This window comes from Sporosarcina ureae, from assembly GCF_002109325.1.
GTDB lineage: Bacteria > Bacillota > Bacilli > Bacillales_A > Planococcaceae > Sporosarcina > Sporosarcina ureae_C.
Genome location: NZ_CP015348.1, coordinates 1,909,125 through 1,932,500, shown reverse-complemented (window position 1 = coordinate 1,932,500; position 23,376 = coordinate 1,909,125). Strand labels below are relative to the sequence as shown.

Annotated in this window: 24 protein-coding genes; 15 read left to right on the top strand and 9 right to left on the bottom strand. The window is 41.4% G+C overall.

All coding sequences use genetic code 11. The features are described from left to right. Nucleotides 1-83: 83 nt before the first annotated feature. The 6 genes from gyrA to dnaA form a co-directional block, all read right to left on the bottom strand. Complete coding sequence (gene gyrA / locus SporoP32a_RS09655) at nt 84-2,618, bottom strand: DNA gyrase subunit A (RefSeq protein WP_085427705.1); 2,535 nt, start codon at nt 2,616-2,618, stop codon at nt 84-86. A gap of 65 nt (nt 2,619-2,683) precedes the next feature. Next, entirely contained in the window at nt 2,684-4,612 is a 1,929-nt protein-coding gene (gene gyrB, locus SporoP32a_RS09650; RefSeq protein WP_085427704.1) for a DNA topoisomerase (ATP-hydrolyzing) subunit B, read from the bottom strand. A 42-nt stretch (nt 4,613-4,654) separates the two neighbouring features. Next, the gene (recF, locus tag SporoP32a_RS09645) at nt 4,655-5,773 is read right to left on the bottom strand and encodes a DNA replication/repair protein RecF (RefSeq protein ID WP_085427703.1); all 1,119 of its coding nucleotides are present in this window, start codon (nt 5,771-5,773) and stop codon (nt 4,655-4,657) included. Further along, nucleotides 5,763-6,002 (bottom strand): S4 domain-containing protein YaaA, encoded by a 240-nt coding sequence (gene yaaA, locus SporoP32a_RS09640; protein ID WP_085427702.1) that lies wholly within the window; start codon nt 6,000-6,002, stop codon nt 5,763-5,765. Before yaaA ends, recF begins: the two co-directional genes overlap by 11 nt. Nucleotides 6,003-6,122: 120 nt before the next feature. Beyond that, nucleotides 6,123-7,259, bottom strand: a complete 1,137-nt coding sequence (gene dnaN, locus SporoP32a_RS09635) for a DNA polymerase III subunit beta (protein WP_085427701.1) — start codon at nt 7,257-7,259, stop codon at nt 6,123-6,125. 171 nt (nt 7,260-7,430) lie between these two features. Continuing rightward, entirely contained in the window at nt 7,431-8,780 is a 1,350-nt protein-coding gene (gene dnaA, locus SporoP32a_RS09630) for a chromosomal replication initiator protein DnaA (protein ID WP_085427700.1), read from the bottom strand. A 186-nt stretch (nt 8,781-8,966) separates the two neighbouring features. Here dnaA and SporoP32a_RS17355 point away from each other — a divergent pair, with 186 nt between their 5' ends. The 12 genes from SporoP32a_RS17355 (at nt 8,967) to SporoP32a_RS09575 (ending at nt 19,569) form a co-directional block, all read left to right on the top strand. After that, nucleotides 8,967-9,095 (top strand): hypothetical protein, encoded by a 129-nt coding sequence (locus SporoP32a_RS17355; RefSeq protein ID WP_257788335.1) that lies wholly within the window; start codon nt 8,967-8,969, stop codon nt 9,093-9,095. A gap of 190 nt (nt 9,096-9,285) precedes the next feature. Then, entirely contained in the window at nt 9,286-9,420 is a 135-nt protein-coding gene (gene rpmH / locus SporoP32a_RS09625) for a 50S ribosomal protein L34 (protein ID WP_029054388.1), read from the top strand. 118 nt (nt 9,421-9,538) lie between these two features. Continuing rightward, nucleotides 9,539-9,877: a ribonuclease P protein component gene (gene rnpA, locus SporoP32a_RS09620; protein ID WP_085427699.1), complete on the top strand. Its 339-nt coding sequence runs from the start codon at nt 9,539-9,541 to the stop codon at nt 9,875-9,877. Nucleotides 9,878-9,971: 94 nt separating this feature from the next. Next, on the top strand, nt 9,972-10,748 hold the full coding sequence (gene yidC, locus SporoP32a_RS09615; RefSeq protein WP_198166140.1) for a membrane protein insertase YidC: 777 nt from the start codon (nt 9,972-9,974) through the stop codon (nt 10,746-10,748). Continuing rightward, nucleotides 10,745-11,557, top strand: coding sequence for an RNA-binding cell elongation regulator Jag/EloR (jag, locus tag SporoP32a_RS09610; protein ID WP_085427698.1), 813 nt, complete (start codon nt 10,745-10,747; stop codon nt 11,555-11,557). The genes yidC and jag overlap by 4 nt, the downstream gene beginning before the upstream one ends. Nucleotides 11,558-11,982: 425 nt before the next feature. Then, complete coding sequence (mnmE, locus tag SporoP32a_RS09605) at nt 11,983-13,368, top strand: tRNA uridine-5-carboxymethylaminomethyl(34) synthesis GTPase MnmE (RefSeq protein ID WP_085427697.1); 1,386 nt, start codon at nt 11,983-11,985, stop codon at nt 13,366-13,368. 30 nt (nt 13,369-13,398) lie between these two features. After that, the gene (gene mnmG / locus SporoP32a_RS09600) at nt 13,399-15,288 is read left to right on the top strand and encodes a tRNA uridine-5-carboxymethylaminomethyl(34) synthesis enzyme MnmG (protein WP_085427696.1); all 1,890 of its coding nucleotides are present in this window, start codon (nt 13,399-13,401) and stop codon (nt 15,286-15,288) included. Between the two features lie 51 nt (nt 15,289-15,339). Beyond that, nucleotides 15,340-16,062, top strand: coding sequence for a 16S rRNA (guanine(527)-N(7))-methyltransferase RsmG (rsmG, locus tag SporoP32a_RS09595; protein ID WP_085427695.1), 723 nt, complete (start codon nt 15,340-15,342; stop codon nt 16,060-16,062). Between the two features lie 76 nt (nt 16,063-16,138). Further along, the gene (noc, locus tag SporoP32a_RS09590) at nt 16,139-17,011 is read left to right on the top strand and encodes a nucleoid occlusion protein (RefSeq protein WP_085427694.1); all 873 of its coding nucleotides are present in this window, start codon (nt 16,139-16,141) and stop codon (nt 17,009-17,011) included. A 194-nt stretch (nt 17,012-17,205) separates the two neighbouring features. Continuing rightward, on the top strand, nt 17,206-17,967 hold the full coding sequence (locus SporoP32a_RS09585) for a ParA family protein (protein WP_085427693.1): 762 nt from the start codon (nt 17,206-17,208) through the stop codon (nt 17,965-17,967). Beyond that, nucleotides 17,960-18,796, top strand: coding sequence for a ParB/RepB/Spo0J family partition protein (locus SporoP32a_RS09580; protein ID WP_085427692.1), 837 nt, complete (start codon nt 17,960-17,962; stop codon nt 18,794-18,796). Before SporoP32a_RS09585 ends, SporoP32a_RS09580 begins: the two co-directional genes overlap by 8 nt. Before the next feature lie 68 nt (nt 18,797-18,864). Then, nucleotides 18,865-19,569 (top strand): DUF554 domain-containing protein, encoded by a 705-nt coding sequence (locus SporoP32a_RS09575; RefSeq protein ID WP_085427691.1) that lies wholly within the window; start codon nt 18,865-18,867, stop codon nt 19,567-19,569. Here SporoP32a_RS09575 and yyaC read toward each other — a convergent pair. After that, nucleotides 19,480-20,121, bottom strand: a complete 642-nt coding sequence (gene yyaC / locus SporoP32a_RS09570) for a spore protease YyaC (protein ID WP_085427690.1) — start codon at nt 20,119-20,121, stop codon at nt 19,480-19,482. The two genes, SporoP32a_RS09575 and yyaC, sit on opposite strands and share 90 nt — an antisense overlap. A 112-nt stretch (nt 20,122-20,233) precedes the next feature. Between yyaC and SporoP32a_RS09565 the strand changes: the two genes are divergently transcribed. The 3 genes from SporoP32a_RS09565 (at nt 20,234) to ychF (ending at nt 22,542) form a co-directional block, all read left to right on the top strand. After that, on the top strand, nt 20,234-21,169 hold the full coding sequence (locus tag SporoP32a_RS09565; protein WP_085427689.1) for a mechanosensitive ion channel family protein: 936 nt from the start codon (nt 20,234-20,236) through the stop codon (nt 21,167-21,169). Beyond that, nucleotides 21,150-21,347: a DUF951 domain-containing protein gene (locus SporoP32a_RS09560; RefSeq protein ID WP_083034454.1), complete on the top strand. Its 198-nt coding sequence runs from the start codon at nt 21,150-21,152 to the stop codon at nt 21,345-21,347. The genes SporoP32a_RS09565 and SporoP32a_RS09560 overlap by 20 nt, the downstream gene beginning before the upstream one ends. Nucleotides 21,348-21,441: 94 nt before the next feature. Next, nucleotides 21,442-22,542, top strand: coding sequence for a redox-regulated ATPase YchF (gene ychF / locus SporoP32a_RS09555; RefSeq protein WP_085427688.1), 1,101 nt, complete (start codon nt 21,442-21,444; stop codon nt 22,540-22,542). 190 nt (nt 22,543-22,732) lie between these two features. Here the strand turns inward: ychF and SporoP32a_RS17445 are convergent, their stop codons facing one another. Then, nucleotides 22,733-23,041: a DUF3267 domain-containing protein gene (locus SporoP32a_RS17445; protein WP_335696103.1), complete on the bottom strand. Its 309-nt coding sequence runs from the start codon at nt 23,039-23,041 to the stop codon at nt 22,733-22,735. Next, complete coding sequence (locus SporoP32a_RS17440) at nt 23,005-23,274, bottom strand: hypothetical protein (RefSeq protein WP_335696102.1); 270 nt, start codon at nt 23,272-23,274, stop codon at nt 23,005-23,007. The genes SporoP32a_RS17445 and SporoP32a_RS17440 overlap by 37 nt, the downstream gene beginning before the upstream one ends. Nucleotides 23,275-23,376 lie beyond the last annotated feature (102 nt).

Here is a 23,376-nt window from a genome sequence, read left to right as displayed (position 1 = left end):
TGGATAGATGTCTGAGCAAATTTTCCTATTGAAAGCAAAAAAGTTATTGGAGAGGTTTAATTTACCTCTCCAATAACTTTTGCTTATTCTTCTGAATCTAGTTCAGTATCTATTTCCGTCTCTGGCAATACCTGTTCAGATGTTTCCACTTGATCGTCAAGCTCTTCCTCAATCACTTCTTCGAGGTCATCGTCTTTTTCCACCTTTGCGACTGTTGCTACTCGTTCATCATCAGCCAAGCGAATAAGTCGTACCCCTTGTGTAGATCGACCAAATATAGAAATATCACCGATCGACATACGGATTAAAATCCCGTGAATCGTAATTAACATTAAATCTTCTTCTCCGTTAACCGACTTCATCGCGACAATACCGCCATTTCGATCTGTCATATGCATAGTTTTTAGTCCATAACCGCCACGTGATTGGGATCGGTACTCACTTTCAGGCGTACGTTTACCATACCCCTTCTCAGTAACTACAAGAATGTCGTCTCCAGCATCTACAATGTCCATGCCAATTACTTCATCCTCGAGACGCAATCTGATACCACGTACACCTGCGGCAGTTCTGCCGAGCGGACGGATAGTTTCTTCGTCAAAACGAATCATCATACCTTGTTTTGTACAGATCGCAATATCTGACGTTCCATCAGTAGATCTAACGGATATCAATTCATCTTCTTCACGCAATCCTAGTGCAATTAAGCCGTTCGCACGAATATTGGCATAGTCCATAATCGACGTTCGTTTAATAACACCTTGTTTTGTCGAGAAGAACAAGTAATGATCTTCAGTAAACTCATCAATTGGGATCATGGCCGTAACCTTTTCACCTTTTTGGAAGTCTAGCAAGTTAATAATCGGCAAGCCTTTGGCAGTACGGCTGTATTCAGGAACTTCATAGCCTTTTTTACGGAATACACGGCCTCTGCTCGTAAACAGTAAAATCGTGTCATGCGTAGATGTATTTAACAAGTGCTCTACAAAGTCATCTTCATTCGTGCCCATACCTTGAATTCCACGACCGCCACGTTTCTGACTGCGATACGTATTGGCTGGTAGACGTTTAATATATCCTTGATGAGTTAATGTCACAATGGAGTTTTCCACGGGAATTAAATCCTCATCTTCAAGCATTTCAGAACCGCCAAGCATAATCTCTGTTCGACGTTCGTCAGAAAAACGCTCTTTAATTTCAGTCAATTCTTCACGGATAATTTCAATTAACTTTACTTCATCCGCCAAAATTGCACGCAATTCGGCAATAAGTGTCAGCAACTCCTGGTACTCAGACTCAATCTTATCTCTTTCCAATCCAGTTAGGCGTTGTAGACGCATATCGAGAATAGCTTGTGATTGACGATCGGATAACTCGAATGTCTCCATCAAGCTTGCCTTAGCTTCCCCTGTCGTCTTAGACGCACGGATCAATGCAATAATGCGGTCGATATGATCAAGAGCTATACGTAATCCTTCTAAGATATGCGCACGGTCTTCCGCTTTATTCAAATCAAATTGTGTACGGCGACGGATGACCACTTTCTGGTGTTCTAAGTAGTGGTATAGAATTTCTTTCAATGGCAACACTTTTGGTTGCTTGTCTACAAGTGCCAACATATTGATACCAAAACTAGTCTGCAAGGCAGTTTGTTTATACAGGTTATTCAATAAAACGTTAGCATTGGCATCGCGTCGTACTTCAATAACAATTCGCATTCCTGTGCGGTCAGATTCATCTGCCAAGTGCGTAATGCCTTCAATCTTCTTATCGCGCACAAGCTCCGCAATCTTTTCGATTAACTTTGCTTTGTTTACTTGGAATGGTATTTCATTGACGATAATCGTTTCACGACCGTTTGCAGCCGTTTCGATTTCTGCCTTTCCTCGGATAATTAGGGAACCACGGCCTGTTTCGTAAGCTCGACGAATTCCACTACGTCCAAGGATCATACCGCCCGTTGGGAAATCCGGGCCTGGAATGATTTCCATCAGTTCCTCAGTTGTAATCGCACTGTTCTCTGCCAAGGCGAGTACAGCATCGATCGTTTCCCCTAAGTGATGGGGAGGAATATTTGTCGCCATTCCTACCGCAATCCCAGATGTACCGTTTACTAGTAAGTTTGGATAACGGCCTGGTAAGACGGCAGGCTCTTTTTCCTGCTCGTCATAGTTTGCTTGGAAATCAACTGTATTTTTATTGAGATCGCGTAATAATTCCATTGCTATACGAGACATACGAGACTCCGTATAACGCATTGCAGCTGCACCGTCCCCATCCACAGATCCAAAGTTTCCGTGTCCGTCGACTAGCATGTAGCGATAACTGAAGTCTTGCGCCATCCGTACCATTGTGTCATATACTGCACTATCACCGTGTGGGTGATACTTACCAATAACGTCTCCTACAATACGTGCGGACTTTTTATGTGGCTTTTCCGCGGTAATGCCGAGATCATGCATAGCATACAAGATACGGCGATGTACGGGTTTCAAACCATCACGAACGTCTGGAAGCGCACGGGAAACAATAACACTCATCGCATAGTTCAGAAATGATGTTCTCATCTCTGTATTAATATTTATTTCCTGCACTCCGCCTTTTGGCAAATCTGCCATGTTGTCAAGCTCCTTTCACCACTTATATCTATAATTTTGATCGATGCTAATTCATTCACAATCAATCAAGTATCGATATTTTGTGCGAAAACTGCATTGTCTTCAATGAATTTTCTGCGTGGCTCTACTTCGTCACCCATTAGTTCTTCAAATGTTGCATTGGCTTCTATTGCATCGTCCATACGAACTTGCAAGAACGTACGCTTTTCAGGATCCATTGTTGTTTCCCATAGCTGTTCTGGATTCATCTCACCTAGACCTTTGTATCGTGTAATGTCTGGTTTCGGTGAAGCTGGCATTCTGCTCAAGATTTCTTGCAAAGCCTCTTCGTCATAACAATACTCTTCCTTTTTCCCTGCGCGCACACGGTAAAGCGGTGGCTGTGCAATGTACACATAGCCTGCCTCGATCAACGGACGCATGAAACGGAAGAAGAAGGTTAATAATAACGTCCGGATGTGGGCTCCATCCACGTCAGCATCTGTCATAATGACAAGCTTGTGGTAACGGGCTTTATCTAAGTTGAATTCAGGTCCGATTCCTGTACCGAGTGCCGTAATGATCATACGAATCTCTGCGTTCCCTAGGATACGGTCCAAACGTGCTTTTTCTACGTTGAGGATTTTCCCTCGTAATGGCAAGATCGCTTGGAAGTGACGGTCACGACCATTTTTTGCAGATCCTCCAGCTGAGTCACCCTCAACGATATACAATTCACTGATAGCTGGATCTCTTGAAGAACAATCTGAAAGTTTACCCGGCAAACTCGAGATTTCCAACGCCGATTTGCGACGAGTCAATTCACGAGCGTTTTTAGCGGCCATACGTGCTCTTGCTGCCATCGTACTCTTACCCACTACTTGACGCGCTACCACTGGATTTTCAATTAAGAAACGTTGCAGTGCTTCGGAAAATAGTGAATTCGTAATCGTGCTAACTTCTGAGTTACCTAATTTCGTTTTTGTTTGACCTTCGAATTGAGGATCAGGGTGCTTAATGGATACGATAGCCGTTAGTCCTTCACGCACATCATCCCCTGTCAGATTATCTTCTGACTCTTTCAATAAGCCGTTTTTACGTGCATAGTCGTTAATCACTCGAGTCAATGCAGTTTTGAAGCCTTGCTCGTGTGTACCGCCTTCATACGTATGGATGTTATTCGCAAATGACAATAGGTTTTCTCCGTAGCCACTGTTGTATTGCATAGCCACTTCAACAGTAATCCCATCACGTTCGCCTTCGGTATAAATTGGATCTTCAAAGATCGGTTCTTTATTTACGTTCAAATGCTGGACGTATGATTTGATTCCGCCTTCGTAGTGAAACAGTTCTGATACCGTTTCTTCACCGCGCTCATCCGCAATGGTAATGCGTAAGCCACGATTTAGATAGGCAAGTTCACGTAAACGTGTTGCCAATATGCTGTACTCATATTCCGTTGTTTCCGTAAAGATTTCAGAATCCGCCTTGAATCGAATTGTAGTACCGGTTTCATCCGATTCTCCAATGACTTCAAGTTCTTTTGAGACGGGTCCTCTAGAAAACTCAATTGCGTATAGTTTATTATCACGCTTAACATAGACTTCCGTCTTCTCTGACAAAGCATTGACAACTGAAGATCCTACGCCGTGTAGACCACCAGAAACTTTATATCCACCGCCGCCAAACTTACCGCCAGCGTGTAATACAGTCATGATGACCTCAACTGCGGGTCTGCCTGTTGACTCTTGTATGCCTACTGGAATCCCGCGGCCATTATCAGCTACACGAATCCAGTTATCCTTTTCTATGGTTACTTCGATGTGATCACAGTACCCAGCGAGGGCTTCGTCAATACTGTTATCTACAATTTCCCATACAAGATGATGAAGTCCTTTTGCACTTGTAGTCCCAATATACATACCGGGACGTTTGCGGACAGCTTCAAGGCCTTCCAATACTTGTATCTGACCTGCATCATAATCGGTCTGTATGTCCTTATCTTCAATTGCCAAGGTGTTCACCTTTCCTTTCCAAACCTATCAAACCGTACTGACCTATTCTCTACGTGAGACAGATCCGTCATGCACTTCAAAAATAGCTGCTTCCTGAATCGTATTATGATCAATTCCTGCGATATTGGTTGTCGTCACAAATGTTTGTACTTGTCCTTGCATTGTACTTAATAAATGTGATTGTCGATAATCATCCAATTCCGATAACACATCATCTAGCAATAAAATCGGAGTTTCGCCCACTTCTTGCTTTACTAGCTCAATTTCCGCCAGCTTTAAAGAAAGAGCAGTCGTCCGTTGCTGCCCTTGTGAACCGTACGTTTGAATATCGTACCCATTGACAAAAAACTGCAAATCATCACGATGTGGACCTATCAGTGTAAGCCCTCGTTCTAATTCGCGTCTTCGTACACTCTGTAACTGATCAGCAAATATTGTTTCCATCTCTTTGGCAGTCTGCCCAGAATGGAGATCTTTTAAAGTCCCATATGAAACTTCTAGTGATTCAAGACCACGTGAAATCCCTTGATGAATGGGGTTTGCCCATTTTTGTAGCAATTCCATGAAATAAAAACGTTTTCGAATAATTTGAACTGCCACTTGAATATACTGTTCTGTGTAAATATCGAACATAACATCCTGGAGATCCAATTTACCTCGATTTGCTTTTAACAAGGCATTGCGTTGCTTTAATATCTTTTGGAAATTGACCAAGTCATGCAAATAGACTCTCGAAATCTGTCCAATTTCCATATCTAAAAAACGCCTGCGCAGCTGTGGGCTGCCTTTTACGATATTCAAATCTTCAGGCGCGAACATGACTACATTCATCTGGCCGACATACATACTCAAACGATTTTGTTCCAGATGATTAACTCTAGCTTTTTTTCCCTTTTTGGAAATCGTCAGCTCTAACGGCATATGTCCAAATTTACGTTGGACGTCCCCTTCTATTTTACCACACTCTTGTTCCCAACGTATAAGTTCGCGATCATTTGACGTGCGATGGGATTTTGCCATGGCTAATACGTAAATAGCCTCCATGACATTGGTTTTCCCTTGTGCATTTTCGCCGATCAAGACATTCATTGTGGGAGAGAATTCTAATTCCAAAGATTCGTAATTTCGATAGTTCGTTAATTTTAGCCGATCAATATGCATCCGACTGTCCAGATTCATCCAATGACAGTTTGAATTTTCCTGCACCCGGGATATTTACTACATCACCGTCATATAGTTTCTTACCGCGTCGTTGTTCTGGTTCGCCATTTACATAGACGACGTTTTCACCTAAAAACCATTTAGCCATTCCACCAGAGCTGATCACGTTCGTCATTTTTAGTAATTGTCCAAGCGTTATATATTCAGTATTAAACTGTACTGTTTCCATTTTTTTATCAATCCCTCTTAAAATATTCTGTCCCTCTAGTTTACCTAACTTTTCGCAATAAGTAAAAAGGTAGCCAACATGTTGACTACCCTTTTAAAAGATATTTTCTATAGTTACCGGTTAAAACGTTCTAACCGGTAAAATTAGTTGTAATATTGCTTCGCTATCAATTGATTTTAAGATGAACGGTCGCATGCTGCCAGTAAAATGAATCTTAAGATCCTGACCATCAATTGCCTTCAATGCATCCATCATATACTTTGCACTAAAGGAGATTTTCAAAGGTTCACCTTCGATATGCACAGCTTCTACCAATTCTTCTACATTTCCGACATCCGGAGAGTTTGAAGAGATTTGCACATGTGGACTACCGTCTGTTGAGAAGTGCACAATATTATTCCGATCTTCACGCGCTAACAAAGATGCACGGTCAATTGCTTGCAACAAATTACGACCATTGATTGTAATGGACGTTTTGTATTCAGTTGGAATCAGACGTGACGTGTCGGGATAATTGCCCTCTAATAGTCTTGAATAGAACAAGACATTGTGCAACTTGAATAGTACTTGCTGATTGGCAATGAAGATTTCTACTGCAGTCGAGTCGTCGGGTAATATTTTGCTGAGCTCCTGAAGGCTTTTACCTGGAATGACTGCATTGAATGGTGAGCTCGCTTGAATTTCAGGTGTCACAATACGTCTAGCTAATCGGTGACTATCAGTTGCAATGCAATACAACTCTTGCTCTTTCATAATCCATTGAACGCCGGTTAGAACTGGACGCGTTTCTTGTTGAGATACAGCAAATACAGTCTCACGGATAAGCGATTTCATCAGGTCCGCTGGCATTTCAAAGCGTTCTGCATCTTTTACATCTGGCAGAATGGGATATTCGTCAGCACTTTGGGCAATAATATGGAATTCAGACTGACCAGAACGAATATGTGTTTTCATTCCATCACGTAATTCAATCATGACTTCATTAGTTGGGAGCTTACGAATAATCTCGTTGAATACTTTTGCTTGTAATACTAGTGTACCTGGTTGGATCGTTTGAATGATTTGTGTACCATCCTCTTCAACTGGAATGAAAGTAGATATCGTGATATCTGAATCACTTCCAGTCATCGTCAATCCCTTTTCAGTAATTTCTAATTTGATACCTGTCAAAATAGGTGTTGTCACTTTTGAACTGATCGCTTTGATAACATCGCTCAATCCATCCAATAATCTATCTCTCATAATTTCAAACTGCATATCGATACCTCGCTTATATAATAATAATTAAGTAATTAAATATAGTAGTAATAGTAGTAGGGGCTGTGGATATGTGGAAAAGCCTTTTGAATGTATGAGAATCATAGTTTCCCACATGTGCATAACAAGTGGACGACCTTGCATTACTTGTCCACAGTTATCCACAACTCTTTAGGCTCTTCCTAAAACCTTTTTAATATCTTGTACATCTTGTTGTAGTGATTTGTCTATATCAAGTTGTTTCGAAATCTTTTCATGTGCGTGAATGACAGTGGAATGATCCCGACCACCAAATTCCGAACCAATCTTCGGCAGTGATGAATCTGTCAGCTCTCTTGAAAGAAACATCGCAATTTGCCGTGGAAATGCAATAGCACGTGTTCGTTTCTTCGCTACAAAGTCTTCTAATCTAATATTAAAATGCTCACCGACGGCTTTTTGAATGTCTAGAATCGATATAATCCGCGGACGTGAGTTTGGAATAATATCCTTTAATGCTTCAGCAGCCAAATCTGTCGTGACATCTGCATTTACTAATGAGGAGTACGCAACGACGCGAATTAATGCACCCTCTAGTTCCCTAATATTTGTATCAATTTGATTGGCAATGTATAGCATGACATCGTTTGAAATGTCGACTAAACCATCTGCTTTAGCCTTTTTGCGTAAAATTGCAATTCTTGTTTCAAGATCAGGCGGTGCAATATCTGTAATCAGTCCCCATTCAAAGCGAGAACGTAAACGGTCTTCCAGTGTGGGTATCTCTTTTGGAGGTCGATCACTGGAAATGATAATTTGCTTTGATTCTTCATGCAGCGTATTGAATGTATGGAAGAATTCTTCTTGCGTTTGTTCTTTTCCTGCCAAGAATTGAATATCATCAATTAATAGCACATCTACGCTACGGTATCGGTCCCTAAAATCACCGGCTTTATTATCACGTATGGAGTTAATAAACTCATTCGTAAACTTTTCAGATGATAAATAAACTACCTTTAGCGCGGGATTTTGTTCCAGTACATAATGACCAATTGCATGCATTAAGTGCGTTTTTCCTAATCCAACGCCTCCATAGATAAAGAGTGGATTATAGGCTTTTGCGGGTGCTTCTGCAACTGCAAGTGATGCAGCATGAGCAAAGCGGTTTCCTGACCCAATGACGAATGTATCAAATGTATACTTTGGATTTAACATGCCAGCTGAATTGGCCATAGGCGCTCTTTCTACTGGTTTAGGCTCTGGCTTTGGTAATTTAATATCGTTCTCCGCCATGTCTTGCGGAACGATAAACTCAACAATTCGATCTTCACCCGTTAGTTCGGATAGAATCCCTGTTATTAGATGGACGTAATGTGTTTCAAGCCAGTCCTTAGCGAATGAGTTTGGAACAGAAATAGTTGCATGTTCTGCTTCATACGTTAGTAATTTTGTTGATTTCAACCACGTCTCAAAACTAGGCTTCGAAACTCTAGCTTCAATATTCTTCAATACTTGTTCCCATAAACTCGATAGATTTTCCAAACGTGTGCCTCCTTTACAATAAAATATTAAAAAGCCCTGAATGCGCTTATACACAGTATCCATGGCTGTGGATAAATATTATCGAAACATGTTGAAAAAACTATCCACACTGTATTCACATATGTGGATAAGATTTTAGCTATAAATTATATACACAACAAAAGCTTTCTAATTGTAACAGGGAAAATGAATATTGACAAGGAGTCTGATGATTTATGCACAACTCCGTTAACTGTGCATAAAGTGGTTATCCACAGGCTTGGATATGTGAAAAACTTGTCGACAATTGCCGGTATAAGAAATCCACAATTTTAATCCATTAACAATTCATCCAGAGCGGCGTCATGGAGTATTGTGGATAAGTCTATATGGCAATTAAAAGTATTGCGTGCGGATCCTAAACTAAGGAATAGAAAAACATTGACATTCTTTTACTGGATGGCTATACTATTCAAGACTGTCATAGTAGGAAAAGAGACAATCAAAGCAGGAGGTGTCTTACGAAATGAAACGTACATTCCAACCAAATAAACGTAAACGCGCTAAAGTTCACGGCTTCCGCCAAAGAATGAGTTCGAAAAACGGACGTAGAATTCTAGCAGCTCGTCGTCGTAAAGGAAGAAAAGTTCTTTCAGCATAAGGCCACTGACATCAGTGGTCTTTTTTTTAGCTATTGGACTATTTCTTAGTGACTGCCAAGTCTCTACCATTAGAGGATCAGCAGACTGTGGCGGAAGAAAATTAAAGCAGGTGCCAATATGAAAAAAAGCCAGCGAATTAAAAAAAATAAAGAATTTCAGACAGTATTTAAAAAAGGTAAGTCCTTTGCTAACCGACAGTTTATTGTCTATACCTATAAGAAGGAAGACCAGGAAGAGTTCAGAATCGGCTTATCTGTCAGTAAAAAGGTAGGGAATGCCGTCACACGAAATCGGATTAAACGATACATCCGACAATCGTTCCTGGAAATGAAAGATGAGGTCAAACCTGATCTGGATTATGTTATTATCGCGAGAAATCAAGCCGCTACGCTTGATTTCCATACGGCCAAGAAAAATCTGCGACATGTACTAAAAATCGCAAAGGTATTTAAGTAAAGTTAAAGTCTCATTAAGATGTAGAACGATTAAAGCCGTCATGTTACACTGAAAAAAACTTAATAAATGATCTTGCGACTGTTTGGGGGAAAAAATGTTGAAAAAGAAATTAGTGTTCCTTTCACTACTTGTTGTAGTCGCTGTCTTCATGGCAGGTTGTACCGAATTCAAGGAGCCGATCACGGGCGAAAGCACAGGTATCTGGAACGAATATATCGTGTGGCCACTCGTCACATTGATTATGAAATTCAAATCGTGGTTAGGTACATATGGACTGGCAATTATCGTCGTTACAGCAATCATTCGTACCGCATTGCTTCCATTGATCATTCAACAAACGAAAAGTTCGAAGCGCATGCAGGAAATCCAGCCGCAACTGAAAGCGTTGAAAGAGAAATATAAATCCAAAGACGCGGTGACCCAGAAGAAGTATCAAGAAGAAATGCAACAGATCATGATTAACGAGAAAATCAATCCAGTTGCAGGATGTCTACCGGTTATCATTCAGATGCCAATATTTATTGGTTTCTATCACGCGATCAGCCGGATGAATGCGACGCCGACAATTGAACTGGGTAACTTCTTTGGAGTTGCACTTGGTTCACCAAGTATTTTATTTGCTGTCATTGCTGGGTTGTTCCAATTGACCGTTCTACGTACAGGGCCTGCAATGGATAACCCACAAATGAAGATGATGATGTATATTATGCCATTTATGATCATGGTATTCGGTTCATTCTTACCAGCAGCACTTGCTTTATACTGGATTGTCGGAAATATCATTTCATTGCTCCAAAACATTTTCATCTATAAGCCGTTCGATAAGCCGAAAAACGTCGAAGTAGAGAAAGCGGGAGGGAAAAAGAAATGAAACAACTTACACAAAGGGCAGCAACAGTTGAGCTAGCAATTGAATCAGCGTTACAGGACCTGGGTGTAACAAGAGATGAAGTAGAGGTACAGGTAGTGGAAAAGGGTAGAAAAGGATTTCTTGGTTTTGGCTCAAAACAAGCCGAAGTGCATGTAACTGTATTGAAGAAATCAAAGCCTGACCCTAAACCTGTAGTCACTCCGGTCACTGAACCGGCACAGACGCTAACGGATGACAGTAAAGAGCCATCACCTGTGACTGAGGCTCAAGAAGTTGTTCAACAGCCTGAGGTCAAAGCAGAGCCTGTGATGGATGAAGAAGCCAAACCAGCACAAGAAACTAAGACTTATAATGAAAAAGAAGCAATTGAAGAAACTAAGCGATACATCGAAGAGATGGCTGAAGGAATGGGTATTGAAGATTTAGTCATCACATATCAAACAAAAGGGAAGTACATTAACTTCCAGCTAGAGAGTGAAAAGGCAGCGTTCTTAATAGGCAAAAGAGGGCAAACGCTTAATGCAATCCAGCAATTAGCGCAGCTCGTCGCCAATAAAGTAACGAAGCAATTCAAGATTGTAAGAATTGATGTAGCGGATTACCGTGAGCGCCGTGAGCAGTCACTAGAACAGCTGGCGGATCGCATGGCAGACCGCGCAGTGCGCACTAAACGTCAAGTGGCACTGGAGCCAATGCCGTCCTACGAGAGAAAGGTCATCCATAACGCATTATCACTTAGACTCGATATCGAGACATTCTCTGAAGGAAAAGATCCATACCGACACATCGTCATCAAAGGAATCGAATAAAACGAACCCCGTGGAAGCTTCTACGGGGTTTTTTAGTGCGTATAAGTAGAGAATGACCTTTTGTGCGCTAGGAACTTTCACTTCTAGCGGGCGATCGTGTCCTGTCTGGAGCGTAAATTCCCTTCTCAATACACATGTAAGTCACTTAAATACTCTTTAGATTTCTTGCATACTTTCTTGCTCCTATATTATCTTTTCAGAAAGTTTCTACATGAGAAATCTTGAAACGACAGTGTTCTTTGTCGACTGCTAGCACATGATAAATTAACATGACGCTTGGTTCAAAATTCCTGAATTTATCCACATTTTTTTAAATTCGCGTGCTAGGAGATTCCGACGATTTATGATAATATAGGTTGTTAGAAAGTAGTATTCGCTATAAAAGATATGCACATGTGCACAACGAAGCCAGGAAGGTGAAAAACTTGCATTTTGATACGATAGCCGCCATTTCCACTCCCATGGGAGAAGGAGCGATTGCCATCGTTCGTCTGAGCGGCGATGACGCATGGAAGATTGCAGACCGTATATTCCAGTCACCAGCGGCGAAACCACTCTGCGAACAACCATCGCACACAATTCATTATGGACATTTGCACGATCCCGCCACTGAAGAATTAGTGGAGGAAGTCATGGTGTCGATCATGAAAGCACCAAAGACCTTCACGCGCGAAGACATTGTGGAGATCAACTGTCACGGAGGCATCACTTCAGTCAATAGAGTACTCCAATTGGTATTGACAGAGGGGGCTAGATTAGCAGAACCCGGCGAGTTTACTAAACGAGCATTTCTTAATGGCCGGATTGATTTATCCCAGGCCGAAGCAGTTATGGATTTGATCAGGGCCAAAACAGATAAAGCCATGAACGTTGCACTCAATCAGATGGAGGGGAAACTATCTCACTTGATTGGTGAATTACGACAGGCATTACTCGAAACACTTGCACAAGTGGAAGTTAATATAGATTATCCGGAATACGATGATGTTGAAGAAGTGACAATTCCTTTGATGATTGAAAAAGGAACGTGGGTAATGAATGAGATTGATGAGTTATTGCGTACATCATCACAAGGGAAGATCTTGCGTGAAGGATTATCTACTGTAATTGTAGGACGTCCAAACGTTGGAAAATCATCGTTACTTAACAGCTTAGTGCAGGAAAACAAAGCGATTGTTACGGATGTTGCGGGCACTACCCGTGATATTATAGAAGAGTATGTCAATGTTCGTGGAGTTCCTTTGCGTCTTGTCGATACTGCAGGAATCCGAGAGACAGAGGATATTGTCGAGCGGATTGGTGTGGAACGTTCCAGGAAGGTACTGAAAGAGGCGGATCTCATTTTATTGATGGTGAATAGTTCTGAAGTGTTAACAGATGAAGATGAGCGATTATTTGAAGCTGTTGCCGGTATGGACATGCTCGTAATCGTCAATAAAACAGACTTGCCAGCAAAAATTGATCTGGATCGAGTCTATGAATTGGCAGGAAGAGACCGCGTGATTACTACTTCCATTCTGCAAGAGCAAGGTATTGATGAGTTGGAAGAAGCGATTGCTGCACTGTTCTTTGAAGGTTCATTGGAATCTAATGACTTAACGTATGTATCCAATGCCCGCCACATTTCGTTACTAAAGCAGGCGCGTAATACGATTGACGATGCAGTACAAGCAGCACAAGCAGGAGTTCCTATTGATATGATTCAAATAGACGTTACACGCACGTGGGAAATTCTCGGTGAAATCATCGGAGATACCGTTCAAGATAGTTTAATTAAAGAGTTGTTCTCAAAGTTCTGCCTCGGAAAATAATGATTTTATAAATGGGAAGGATGAACGAACATGCCACAATTTGAAGCAGGCACGTTCGATTGTATCGTCATTGGTGCTGGACACGCAGGCGCAGAAGCAGCCTACGCATCAGCCAAGATGGGCGCATCGACATTAGTTTTAACAATGAATTTAGACATGATTGCTTTCATGCCATGTAATCCCTCTTTGGGAGGGCCTGCAAAAGGGATTGTAGTGCGTGAAATAGACGCTCTTGGCGGTGTGATGGCAAAAGTCATAGATAAGACGCATATTCAAATGCGTTTATTGAACACAGGGAAAGGTCCAGCAGTGCGTGCTTTACGTGCACAAGCAGACAAAGTATTGTATCAGCAAGAAATGAAGCGCATTCTGGAAGAGGAACCGAATATGACACTTCGCCAAGCGGTCGTCGAGCGATTAATCGTAGAAGATGATGAAATAAAAGGCGTTGTGACACAGATTGGCGCAATATTCCGTGCGAAGACCGTTATTATTACAACGGGTACATTTTTACGCGGGGAAGTCATCATCGGAGATCTCAAATACTCCAGTGGGCCGAATAACCAAATGCCGTCAATCAAACTGGCTGAACATTTACAGGAGCTTGGTTTGCAGACGGTTCGATTTAAAACGGGTACACCACCACGTATCAACAGCAATACAATTGATTACAGCAAGACAGAAATTCAGCCAGGAGACGATGTACCGCGTTCATTCAGCTATGAAACATCGGAATACATCATGGATCAATTGCCATGTTGGTTGACGTATACGACTCCTGAAACGCATGAAATTATCAATGATAATCTTCACTTATCCCCGATGTATTCGGGCGTAATTAAAGGAAAAGGACCAAGCTATTGTCCATCCATTGAAGATAAGATTGTGCGTTTTGCGGACAAGTCACGTCATCAGATTTTCCTCGAGCCTGAAGGTCGTAATACAAGGGAAGTATATGTACAAGGATTGTCAACAAGTCTTCCCGAGCATATACAACACCGCTTGATTGCAAGTGTACCAGGACTTGAAAAGGCTGAAATGATGCGTGCAGGTTATGCAATTGAGTACGATTCCGTCATTGCTACACAATTATGGCCGACGCTAGAAACGAAAAAGATTAAAAACTTGTACACAGCTGGCCAAATCAACGGAACATCCGGATATGAGGAAGCTGCAGCACAAGGACTGATGGCGGGAATCAATGCAGCATGCAACGTACTTGGCAAGGAAGAAGTTGTGCTGGGTCGAAGTGATGCATACATTGGCGTACTCATCGACGACCTTGTCACTAAAGGTACAAGCGAACCGTATCGTCTATTGACGTCAAGGGCTGAATATCGTCTATTATTACGACATGACAATGCCGATATGCGTTTGACGGAGATAGGTTATCAAAATGGAATGATTAGTGAAGAGCGCCATACGAAGTTTTTGGCGAAGAAAGCACAAATCGATGCGGAGATTGAACATTTACGCAAGATATCAATTAAACCGACAGACGAAGTTCAAGCAATTATCGCTGAAGCAGGTGGAGCAGCACTTCGTGAACCAATGAAGGCAGCTGATTTATTAAAGCGACCTGAAATGAAGTACAGCGAATTATGCAAAGTGGTTCCGCCTCTTGAAGAAATTAGCGATGAAGTGGCAGAGCAAGTTGAGATCTTCATTAAGTATGAAGGGTACATTGAGAAGTCTATGCAACAAGTAGCAAGAATGAAGAAGATGGAGAATAAGCGGATTCCTGAAAATATTGATTATGATGCAATTTCAGGTATTGCCAAAGAAGCAAAGGCCAATCTTAAAGAAGTCCAGCCGTTGTCGATAGCACAGGCATCACGTATTTCGGGTGTCAATCCAGCAGATATCTCGATCTTACTTGTCTATATTGAACAAGGAAAGATTGCGAAAGTATCCGGGTGAGTATAGGACTGGCGCTTAGGTGCGTCAGTCTTCTTGAAAAGGAATGAGAACATGACGGAAGAACAGTTTTACGAAGCGCTACAAGAGAAAGGCTTTGAATTGTCCGATACGCAGAAACAACAGTTCAAACGTTACTTTGAAGTACTCGTTGAGTGGAATGAAAAGATGAACCTAACGGCTATTACGGATGCACCTTCTGTATATCTAAAACATTTTTATGATTCCATCACAAGTGCATTTTACGTAGACTTCACGAAGTATGAATCAATTTGTGATGTAGGAGCGGGCGCAGGTTTTCCGAGTATCCCGTTAAAGATTATCTATCCACATCTTCACGTAACGATTGTAGATTCCTTGAACAAACGTATTACATTTTTAAACCATTTAGCTAGTGAATTAAAGCTTGAAAAAGTGGCATTCGTCCATGCAAGAGCAGAGGAGTTCGGCCGTAATCCGAAGTATCGTGAACAGTTTGATGTAGTGACTGCGCGCGCAGTAGCACGTTTGTCGGTATTGTCGGAACTCTGTATTCCACTTGCCAAGCAGGGGGGGCTCTTTGTTTCCATGAAAGGTGCAGATGCCTCCAACGAAATGGCAGATGCTACACGTGCTGTAAAACTACTAGGGGCAGTTTTACAGAATGAACATGCATTCCTTTTACCGGAAGAAAATAGTGAACGCCACATTTTTGTCTTTGAAAAGAAGAAGCAGACACCGAAGAAATACCCAAGAAAACCAGGTGTGCCTAATAAAACACCGATTACAGCAGACTGATTTAGGGGAATGTTTCACGTGAAACAATTGTATAGAAGAGATAAGAGGGAATAGTTCCGAAAAGGTGGTGCAGAGGTTGAAAAGTACTTTTTCGCGTTTTTTTGGTGGGGGAGAAAAGATGGCTACGATAGAAGAAGTTAGAGTTCAGCATCTGGAGAAGGTAGCACAGATAGGTATTGATACAATCATACCGAATCAATACCAGCCACGGGCAATTTTTAATGAAGAAAAGATTGAAGAACTTGCTAGAACGATTCATACACATGGCGTCATTCAACCAATTGTCATTCGTACAAAAGAGGACGGATCATACGAAATCATTGCTGGGGAACGAAGATATCGTGCGATGCGTAAGCTTGGCTGGACAGAAGTACCGGCAATTGTAAGGGACCTGGATGATAAAGAGACGGCCTCTATTGCTTTAATTGAGAACTTGCAACGCGAGGAACTGACGGCAATTGAGGAAGCACATGCTTATGAACGTTTACTGGAACTGCATGAATTGACACAGGAAGCATTGGCACAAAGACTTGGTAAGGGACAGTCTACCATTGCGAATAAGATGCGCTTGTTGAAGTTGCCTGAACCAGTTCAAACAGCAATCTTGAAAAAAGAAATATCTGAACGTCATGCACGTGCATTATTACCTTTAAAGGAATCCGCACTTCAGATGGAAGTGTTGGAAGAGATCAAAACGAATCAATATAACGTTAAAGATCTGGAAGCTAGGATTAAAGAGATCTTGTACCCAACTGAATCAGTTGAGAAAGTGCAACCTGCAAGAAAGCGCGGACCTCGACAGAAAGCTGTTAGTAAGGATGTTCGTATCGCAGTAAATACGTTGCGCGAATCACTGGCACTAATGGCCAAGAGTGGGATTGAAGTAGAATCCGAAGAAGTAGATTCCGAAGAATACTACACAATCACGGTAAAGATATGTAAAAAGTGACGTATGAAAACTCTTGCTGACATACTAGCAAGAGTTTTCTTATATATCAATAGAGTTCGCACAGTGAAGATGATAAACTGAAATAGACCACATAGAACACATTTTTTGTCAGGTATTTTAAACATAAGAAGCAACTAGTAAAATTTTGGTGTACTATTAAGATAAATGAATTAGGAAAGAAAGCAGGTGCAAGAGTGGGTAAGATTATTGCTATAGCAAATCAAAAAGGAGGAGTCGGCAAAACGACGACTTCTGTAAACTTAAGCGCATGCCTTGCCCATTTAGGCAAAAAAGTGCTCTTAATTGACTCTGATCCACAAGGAAATGCAACGAGTGGAGTCGGTGTAAACAAAGGCGACGTGCAAGATTGTATTTATAATATTTTAATCGACGATGTACCGGTACGAGATGTTATTTTTCCAACGGATATCGAAAATCTTGAAATTGTTCCTGCGACCATTTCACTTGCAGGAGCTGAAATTGAGTTAGTATCTACTATTTCACGTGAAGTTCGCATGAAACACGCAATTCAAGACATCAAAGACGATTACGACTATGTCATTATTGACTGTCCGCCATCACTTGGTCTCTTGACGTTGAATGCACTGACGGCTTCTGACTCCATCATCATTCCTGTGCAATGTGAATATTATGCGCTCGAAGGACTTAGTCAATTACTGAGCACAGTCCGTCTCGTTCAAAAACATTTGAATGAATCGCTCTATATTGATGGGGTATTATTGACGATGTTTGATGCACGTACGAATTTAGGTATTCAAGTTATTGAAGAAGTAAAGAAATACTTCCAAGATAAAGTGTACAAAACGATCATCCCACGTAACGTTCGTTTAAGCGAAGCGCCGAGCCATGGTAAGCCCATTATATTATATGATCCACGATCCAAAGGTGCGGAAGTATATTTAGAGCTGGCAAAGGAAGTGGTGGAGAATGAGTAAAGGTCTAGGTAAAGGTCTTAATGCATTATTTCCTCGAGAGTCATTGGAAAAGGTAGAACTTTTACGCCTGAAAAGTATTAAAGTCAATCCATACCAGCCACGTAAAGAATTCAATGAAGAGTCCTTGATTGAATTGAGCGAATCCATCAAGGAACATGGCGTTCTACAACCTATTATTGTACGAAGTGTAGGGACGCAGTATGAAATAGTAGTAGGGGAAAGAAGATTCCGAGCTTCTGAATTGGCAGGTAAAAAGGAAATTCCAGCCGTTGTACGTGATCTAACAGATGAGCAATCAATGGAAATGGCTATTCTTGAAAACTTGCAGCGTGAAGATTTATCACCAATAGAAGTGGCGGAAGCCTATCAAAACTTGATGGAAAGTCTAGAGTTAACACAAGAACAACTTGCCTTTAGACTAGGCAAAAGTAGACCACATATCGCCAACCATATCCGTTTACTGGCGTTACCCGAAAAGGTCTTGAAAGACATTTCCCAAGGAATACTATCTATGGGACATGGCCGTACGCTTCTTGGTTTGCGTAAAAAAGAACAAATCTTAGCCATTGCTGAAAAGATTAAGACGGAAGGGTTAAATGTCCGTCAATTAGAGAAACTAGTACAACGTTTAAATGAAGATGTTCCACGTGAAACAAAAAAGGAAAAGAAAAAAGATATATTTATTGAAGCCCAAGAAACTACATTGCGTGAGCAATTCGGTACGAATGTTACTATCAAAAAAACCAAGAAAAAAGGTAAAATTGAAATCGAGTTTCATTCGGATGAAGACTTCGAACGTATTCTTGAATTATTGAACGCAGAGCGATGATACAAAAACCTATTTTGCTTTCATTGCAAAATAGGTTTTATTCTTGAAGAGAACTTGGACGTGACATCATGATATTGTTTGGATCGCTGTTTAATGTATTTACGATTATAGTGGGTACATTAATTGGTAGGTTTTTATACGCAATACCAGAACGAATGAAAGAAACGATCATGTATGGAATTGGTATGGCTGTCGTAGCTATTGGATTGCAAATGACATTCGAAACAACACAAATTGTCATTGTCATTCTTAGTATAGTCATAGGTGCAATTCTTGGTGAAATAATTGATCTTGATCAAAAGGTTAATCAATTGGGGCATTGGATTGAAAGAAAGTTACCTACCAAAAAGGCTGGGCCGGGAATTGCTCAAGGTTTTGTAACGGCTACGTTGTTCTTTTGCGTAGGCTCCATGGCAATCATCGGTGCTATTGATAGTGGTCTGCGTAATGATCACAATGTATTGGTAATGAAAGGAATCTTGGATGGATTTACTTCCATTATCTTTAGTTCCACTTTAGGAATAGGTGTAGCTTTTGCAGCCGTACCTCTATTCATTTATCAAGGAAGTATAACTTTCCTAGCTACATTCCTCAGTCGGTTTGTCCCTGATGAGTTAATGGAGTTATTCATCTCTGAAATGACCGCTACAGGTGGCTTAATGATTGCGGCAATCGGATTAAATTTAATCGGCTTGACGAAAATCAGGGTAGCTAATTTCATCCCAGGGATTGGTGTAGTTGCGATCATCGTAACGATTGTATACGCCTTTTGATGGCTGACGATGATGTGCTAGTTGCAAGGCTCGACCAATCATACGACTCATTTCAAACGGTAGATGTAGCCGAGTGCTTTGTAAGACGGCTTGCTCCATGAATCCACCGATATTAACGATTCCTTTGATTGATACATCGCCAACAGGTGGTAGTTCCTTACCAACCGCTTTGCCAGGTGCAATAGGTCCGCTATGAAACAATAGATCACCAACTGCGTCCTTTTTACTTAGACATGCATCAATTGCGACTACGAATGCATCGGGATACATGGATTTTGTTAACTCGATACGTTGCTGCAGGTTAAGCGCGTGCAAAGGGTCTCGTAACGTGCCGACTACCTTGTAAGGGAATAGACTTAGTTCAGACAAGTAAGAGCCGGTCAACGGACCAAGCGAGTCGCCGGTAGAGCGATCCGTTCCAATACAATAAAATATGATTGGTTGCTGTTTGAAGGGTATATGTTGCGCGAAGTAAGAACTTAATTTCCACACGACACCGGTTTCTTTACTGGAAATTCGGTAATGATAGGAAGAGGATTCAGCTCTATACATAGGATGACACCAGTCCTTTGTGATTATTTACGCTGAAGAGTATTCTGCTCAGGTATTGCTGTGCAGTATAGCCTCGGGCGAACTGGTTTATACGAAAGGAGGATTTCTTTCAATGGCAACAACTTCTGCTACAGAAGAAGCGAAAGAAAGCCTAAAAGGTTTAGAAGCAGCAATGCAACAAGTAAAAGATACGATATTCAGTGCCGACTTTTGGCTCTCTACTGGAATTTTCGCTATTCGCATTCTCTTGATTATTGTGGTGGCAGGTGTAGTAGTAAAAGTAGGGCAAGTATTAATAAGGCGATTCTTCGCTATTAAGTTGAAAAGTCCGATGCGCAAAACAGAACGACGTGAAAAGACCATGATCAAACTTTTAGAAAACGCATTGAAATACATTGTCTATTTCTCCGCTATACTAGCCGTTCTGACAGAGTTCAAGATAGACGCAAAAGGTCTACTTGCAGGTGCAGGCGTGCTTGGTCTGGCTGTCGGCTTTGGTGCTCAAAGTTTAGTAAAGGATGTCATTTCAGGGTTTTTCATCATTTTCGAAGATCAATTTGGAGTAGGGGATTATGTACGTATTAACTCAGGTGAAGGAACGGTCATGGAAATTGGTCTCCGTACAACAAAGATTGCATTGTATGGTGGAGAGTTATATACCGTCCCGAATGGACAAATAGGTGAAGTTGTCAACTACTCTGTTACCAATTCCATGGTATTGCTTGATCTTGCGTTATCCTATGAAACGGATATTGATCGCGCAGAGGAATTAATCAAGGAATTCTTGAAACGATTGCCGAAAGATCGTTATTCAGAAGTGATTGGAGTTCCGGAAGTATTGGGCGTACAAAGTATGGAACCGTCCAGAATCCTTTTGCGTATAGCTGCAGAAACGGAGCCGGTAGCCAATTTCAGCGTAGGTCGCAAACTTCGTCAAGACTTGAAGAAGTTTATGGATGAGAATGGAATTAAAATTCCTTATCCAAAAATGGTGATCCGTGATGAACAAAAGGAAGGGGATTCATATGATGGCGGACAAAGAGTTTAATTTGCATGACGTGGTGGAGATGAAAAAACAACATCCATGTGGAACGAATGCATGGAAGATTATTCGGATGGGCGCGGATATTCGGATTAAATGTGAAGGATGCGGACACAGCGTCATGATACCGCGTAATGAATTCGCCAAAAAGATGAAAAAGGTTCTGCTAAAGAACGAGTCGTGACAGCACATGGACAATCTCACGCATTGTCCTTATAATGAAATGGTTGACTAACGAATAATGTAAGCTTTGGATAGATAAGAAAGGTGTGGGAATAATGGCGTTAACAGCTGGGATTGTAGGTCTTCCGAACGTTGGGAAATCCACTTTATTTAATGCAATAACAAAGGCAGGAGCAGAGGCAGCGAACTATCCGTTCTGTACGATTGATCCGAACGTAGGAATCGTTGAGGTGCCAGATGAGCGTTTGGATAAATTGACTGAGCTTGTCACACCAAAAAAGACGGTGCCGACTGCATTCGAATTTACGGATATTGCAGGAATCGTAGAAGGTGCAAGTAAAGGTGAAGGACTCGGTAACAAGTTCCTATCACATATTCGTGAAGTAGATGCAATTTGTCAGGTTGTCCGTTGTTTCGTGGATGAAAACATCACGCACGTATCAGGAAAAGTAAGTCCAATCGATGATATCGAAGTCATTAACCTAGAATTGATTCTAGCGGATATGGAAAGCGTAGATAAGCGTTTGGCGCGTGTTTCCAAAATGGCGAAGCAAAAAGACAAAGAAGCGATGGTAGAAGAGCCAATTCTACTGAAATTACGTGATGCATTTGAAAATGCAATGGCAGCTCGTTCCGTTGAATTAACTGATGATGAGCTTCAAGTCGTTAAAGGCATGCACTTGTTGACGATCAAACCGATGTTGTATGTTGCAAACGTTTCAGAAGATGAAATTGCAGATGCAGATAATAACCCATATGTACAACAAGTTCGTGACTTTGCAGAGAAGGACAATGCAGAAGTAATCGTAGTATGTGCGAAGATCGAAGAAGAGATGGCTGAGCTTGAAGATGACGAGAAGGAAATGTTCCTTGAAGAGTTAGGTATCAAGGAATCAGGTCTTGATCAGTTGATTAAAGCGACGTATAACTTACTTGGCTTTGCAACATACTTCACGGCAGGCGTGCAGGAAGTTCGTGCATGGACATTCCGCAAAGGCATGAAAGCACCACAGTGTGCTGGCGTAATCCATACCGACTTTGAACGCGGATTTATCCGTGCAGAGACGGTAGCATACGACGACTTAGTGGAGCACGGTTCCATGACAGCGGCTAAAGAAGCCGGCAAGGTTCGTTTGGAAGGTAAAGAATACATCGTTAAAGACGGCGACGTTATGCTGTTCCGCTTTAACGTATAATACAAAAAGGCTGATTCTCCCCGTGAGAATCAGCCTTTTTATTGGTTTGGAGTTAGCAAAGTTTAAGAATTACGGAGATAAGTAGTAGAAAGTTAATTAGTGAGTACGAGGGGATTGCAACACCAGCCAGCGTACGCTTTTCGGGGGCACAATCTTGGGCTGCTTCCCTCCTACTGCCAGCTTCTTCACTTTATTGAGCAGGATAAACATATAACTTAGGCAACTCGGGATCATCCTTCACTAGTGCATCATCCGGAAACTTCTTTAACTCCTTATACATAGCAAAATCTCCGGCAGCTCCGCCGATTAGCATCGCACCTAACAGCAACAGCACGCCATCATTGAAGTACAACGCCAGAACAGCAGGCAACACACCTGTCATCCAAAATGGTAATAATAACGCTTTGCGAATACCTTTATTGTCCATCAACTGATCTGCAGTAGCGTACGCAACACCCATCTTCAAATTGACACCATACGCCATGTTCTTCCATGGCACATTACAAAAATACGGAAACCTAGCAAATGAAAAAACTCATGTATAATAATTAATAAAATATATCCAATCAAAGCATAGACAACATACCATACTGAAAATGTCAAAGAGACTTCACCTTGTAGCAGACTGCGAATTATTACTAGTCCTATGAGCGGTAGTAAAGTGAGCCAAAGACTTTGCTTCGCTATTTTCTGTAAATCGAGCTCGACAATCACAGGCTGTTGTTCTTCCATATGAAATCACTCCTTATTCCATTCAGTATAGTATATCGGGGGTTGATATTTCAATTACGTTGTGATAACATGTACTGATGTGAGTAATATTAAATTTACTTA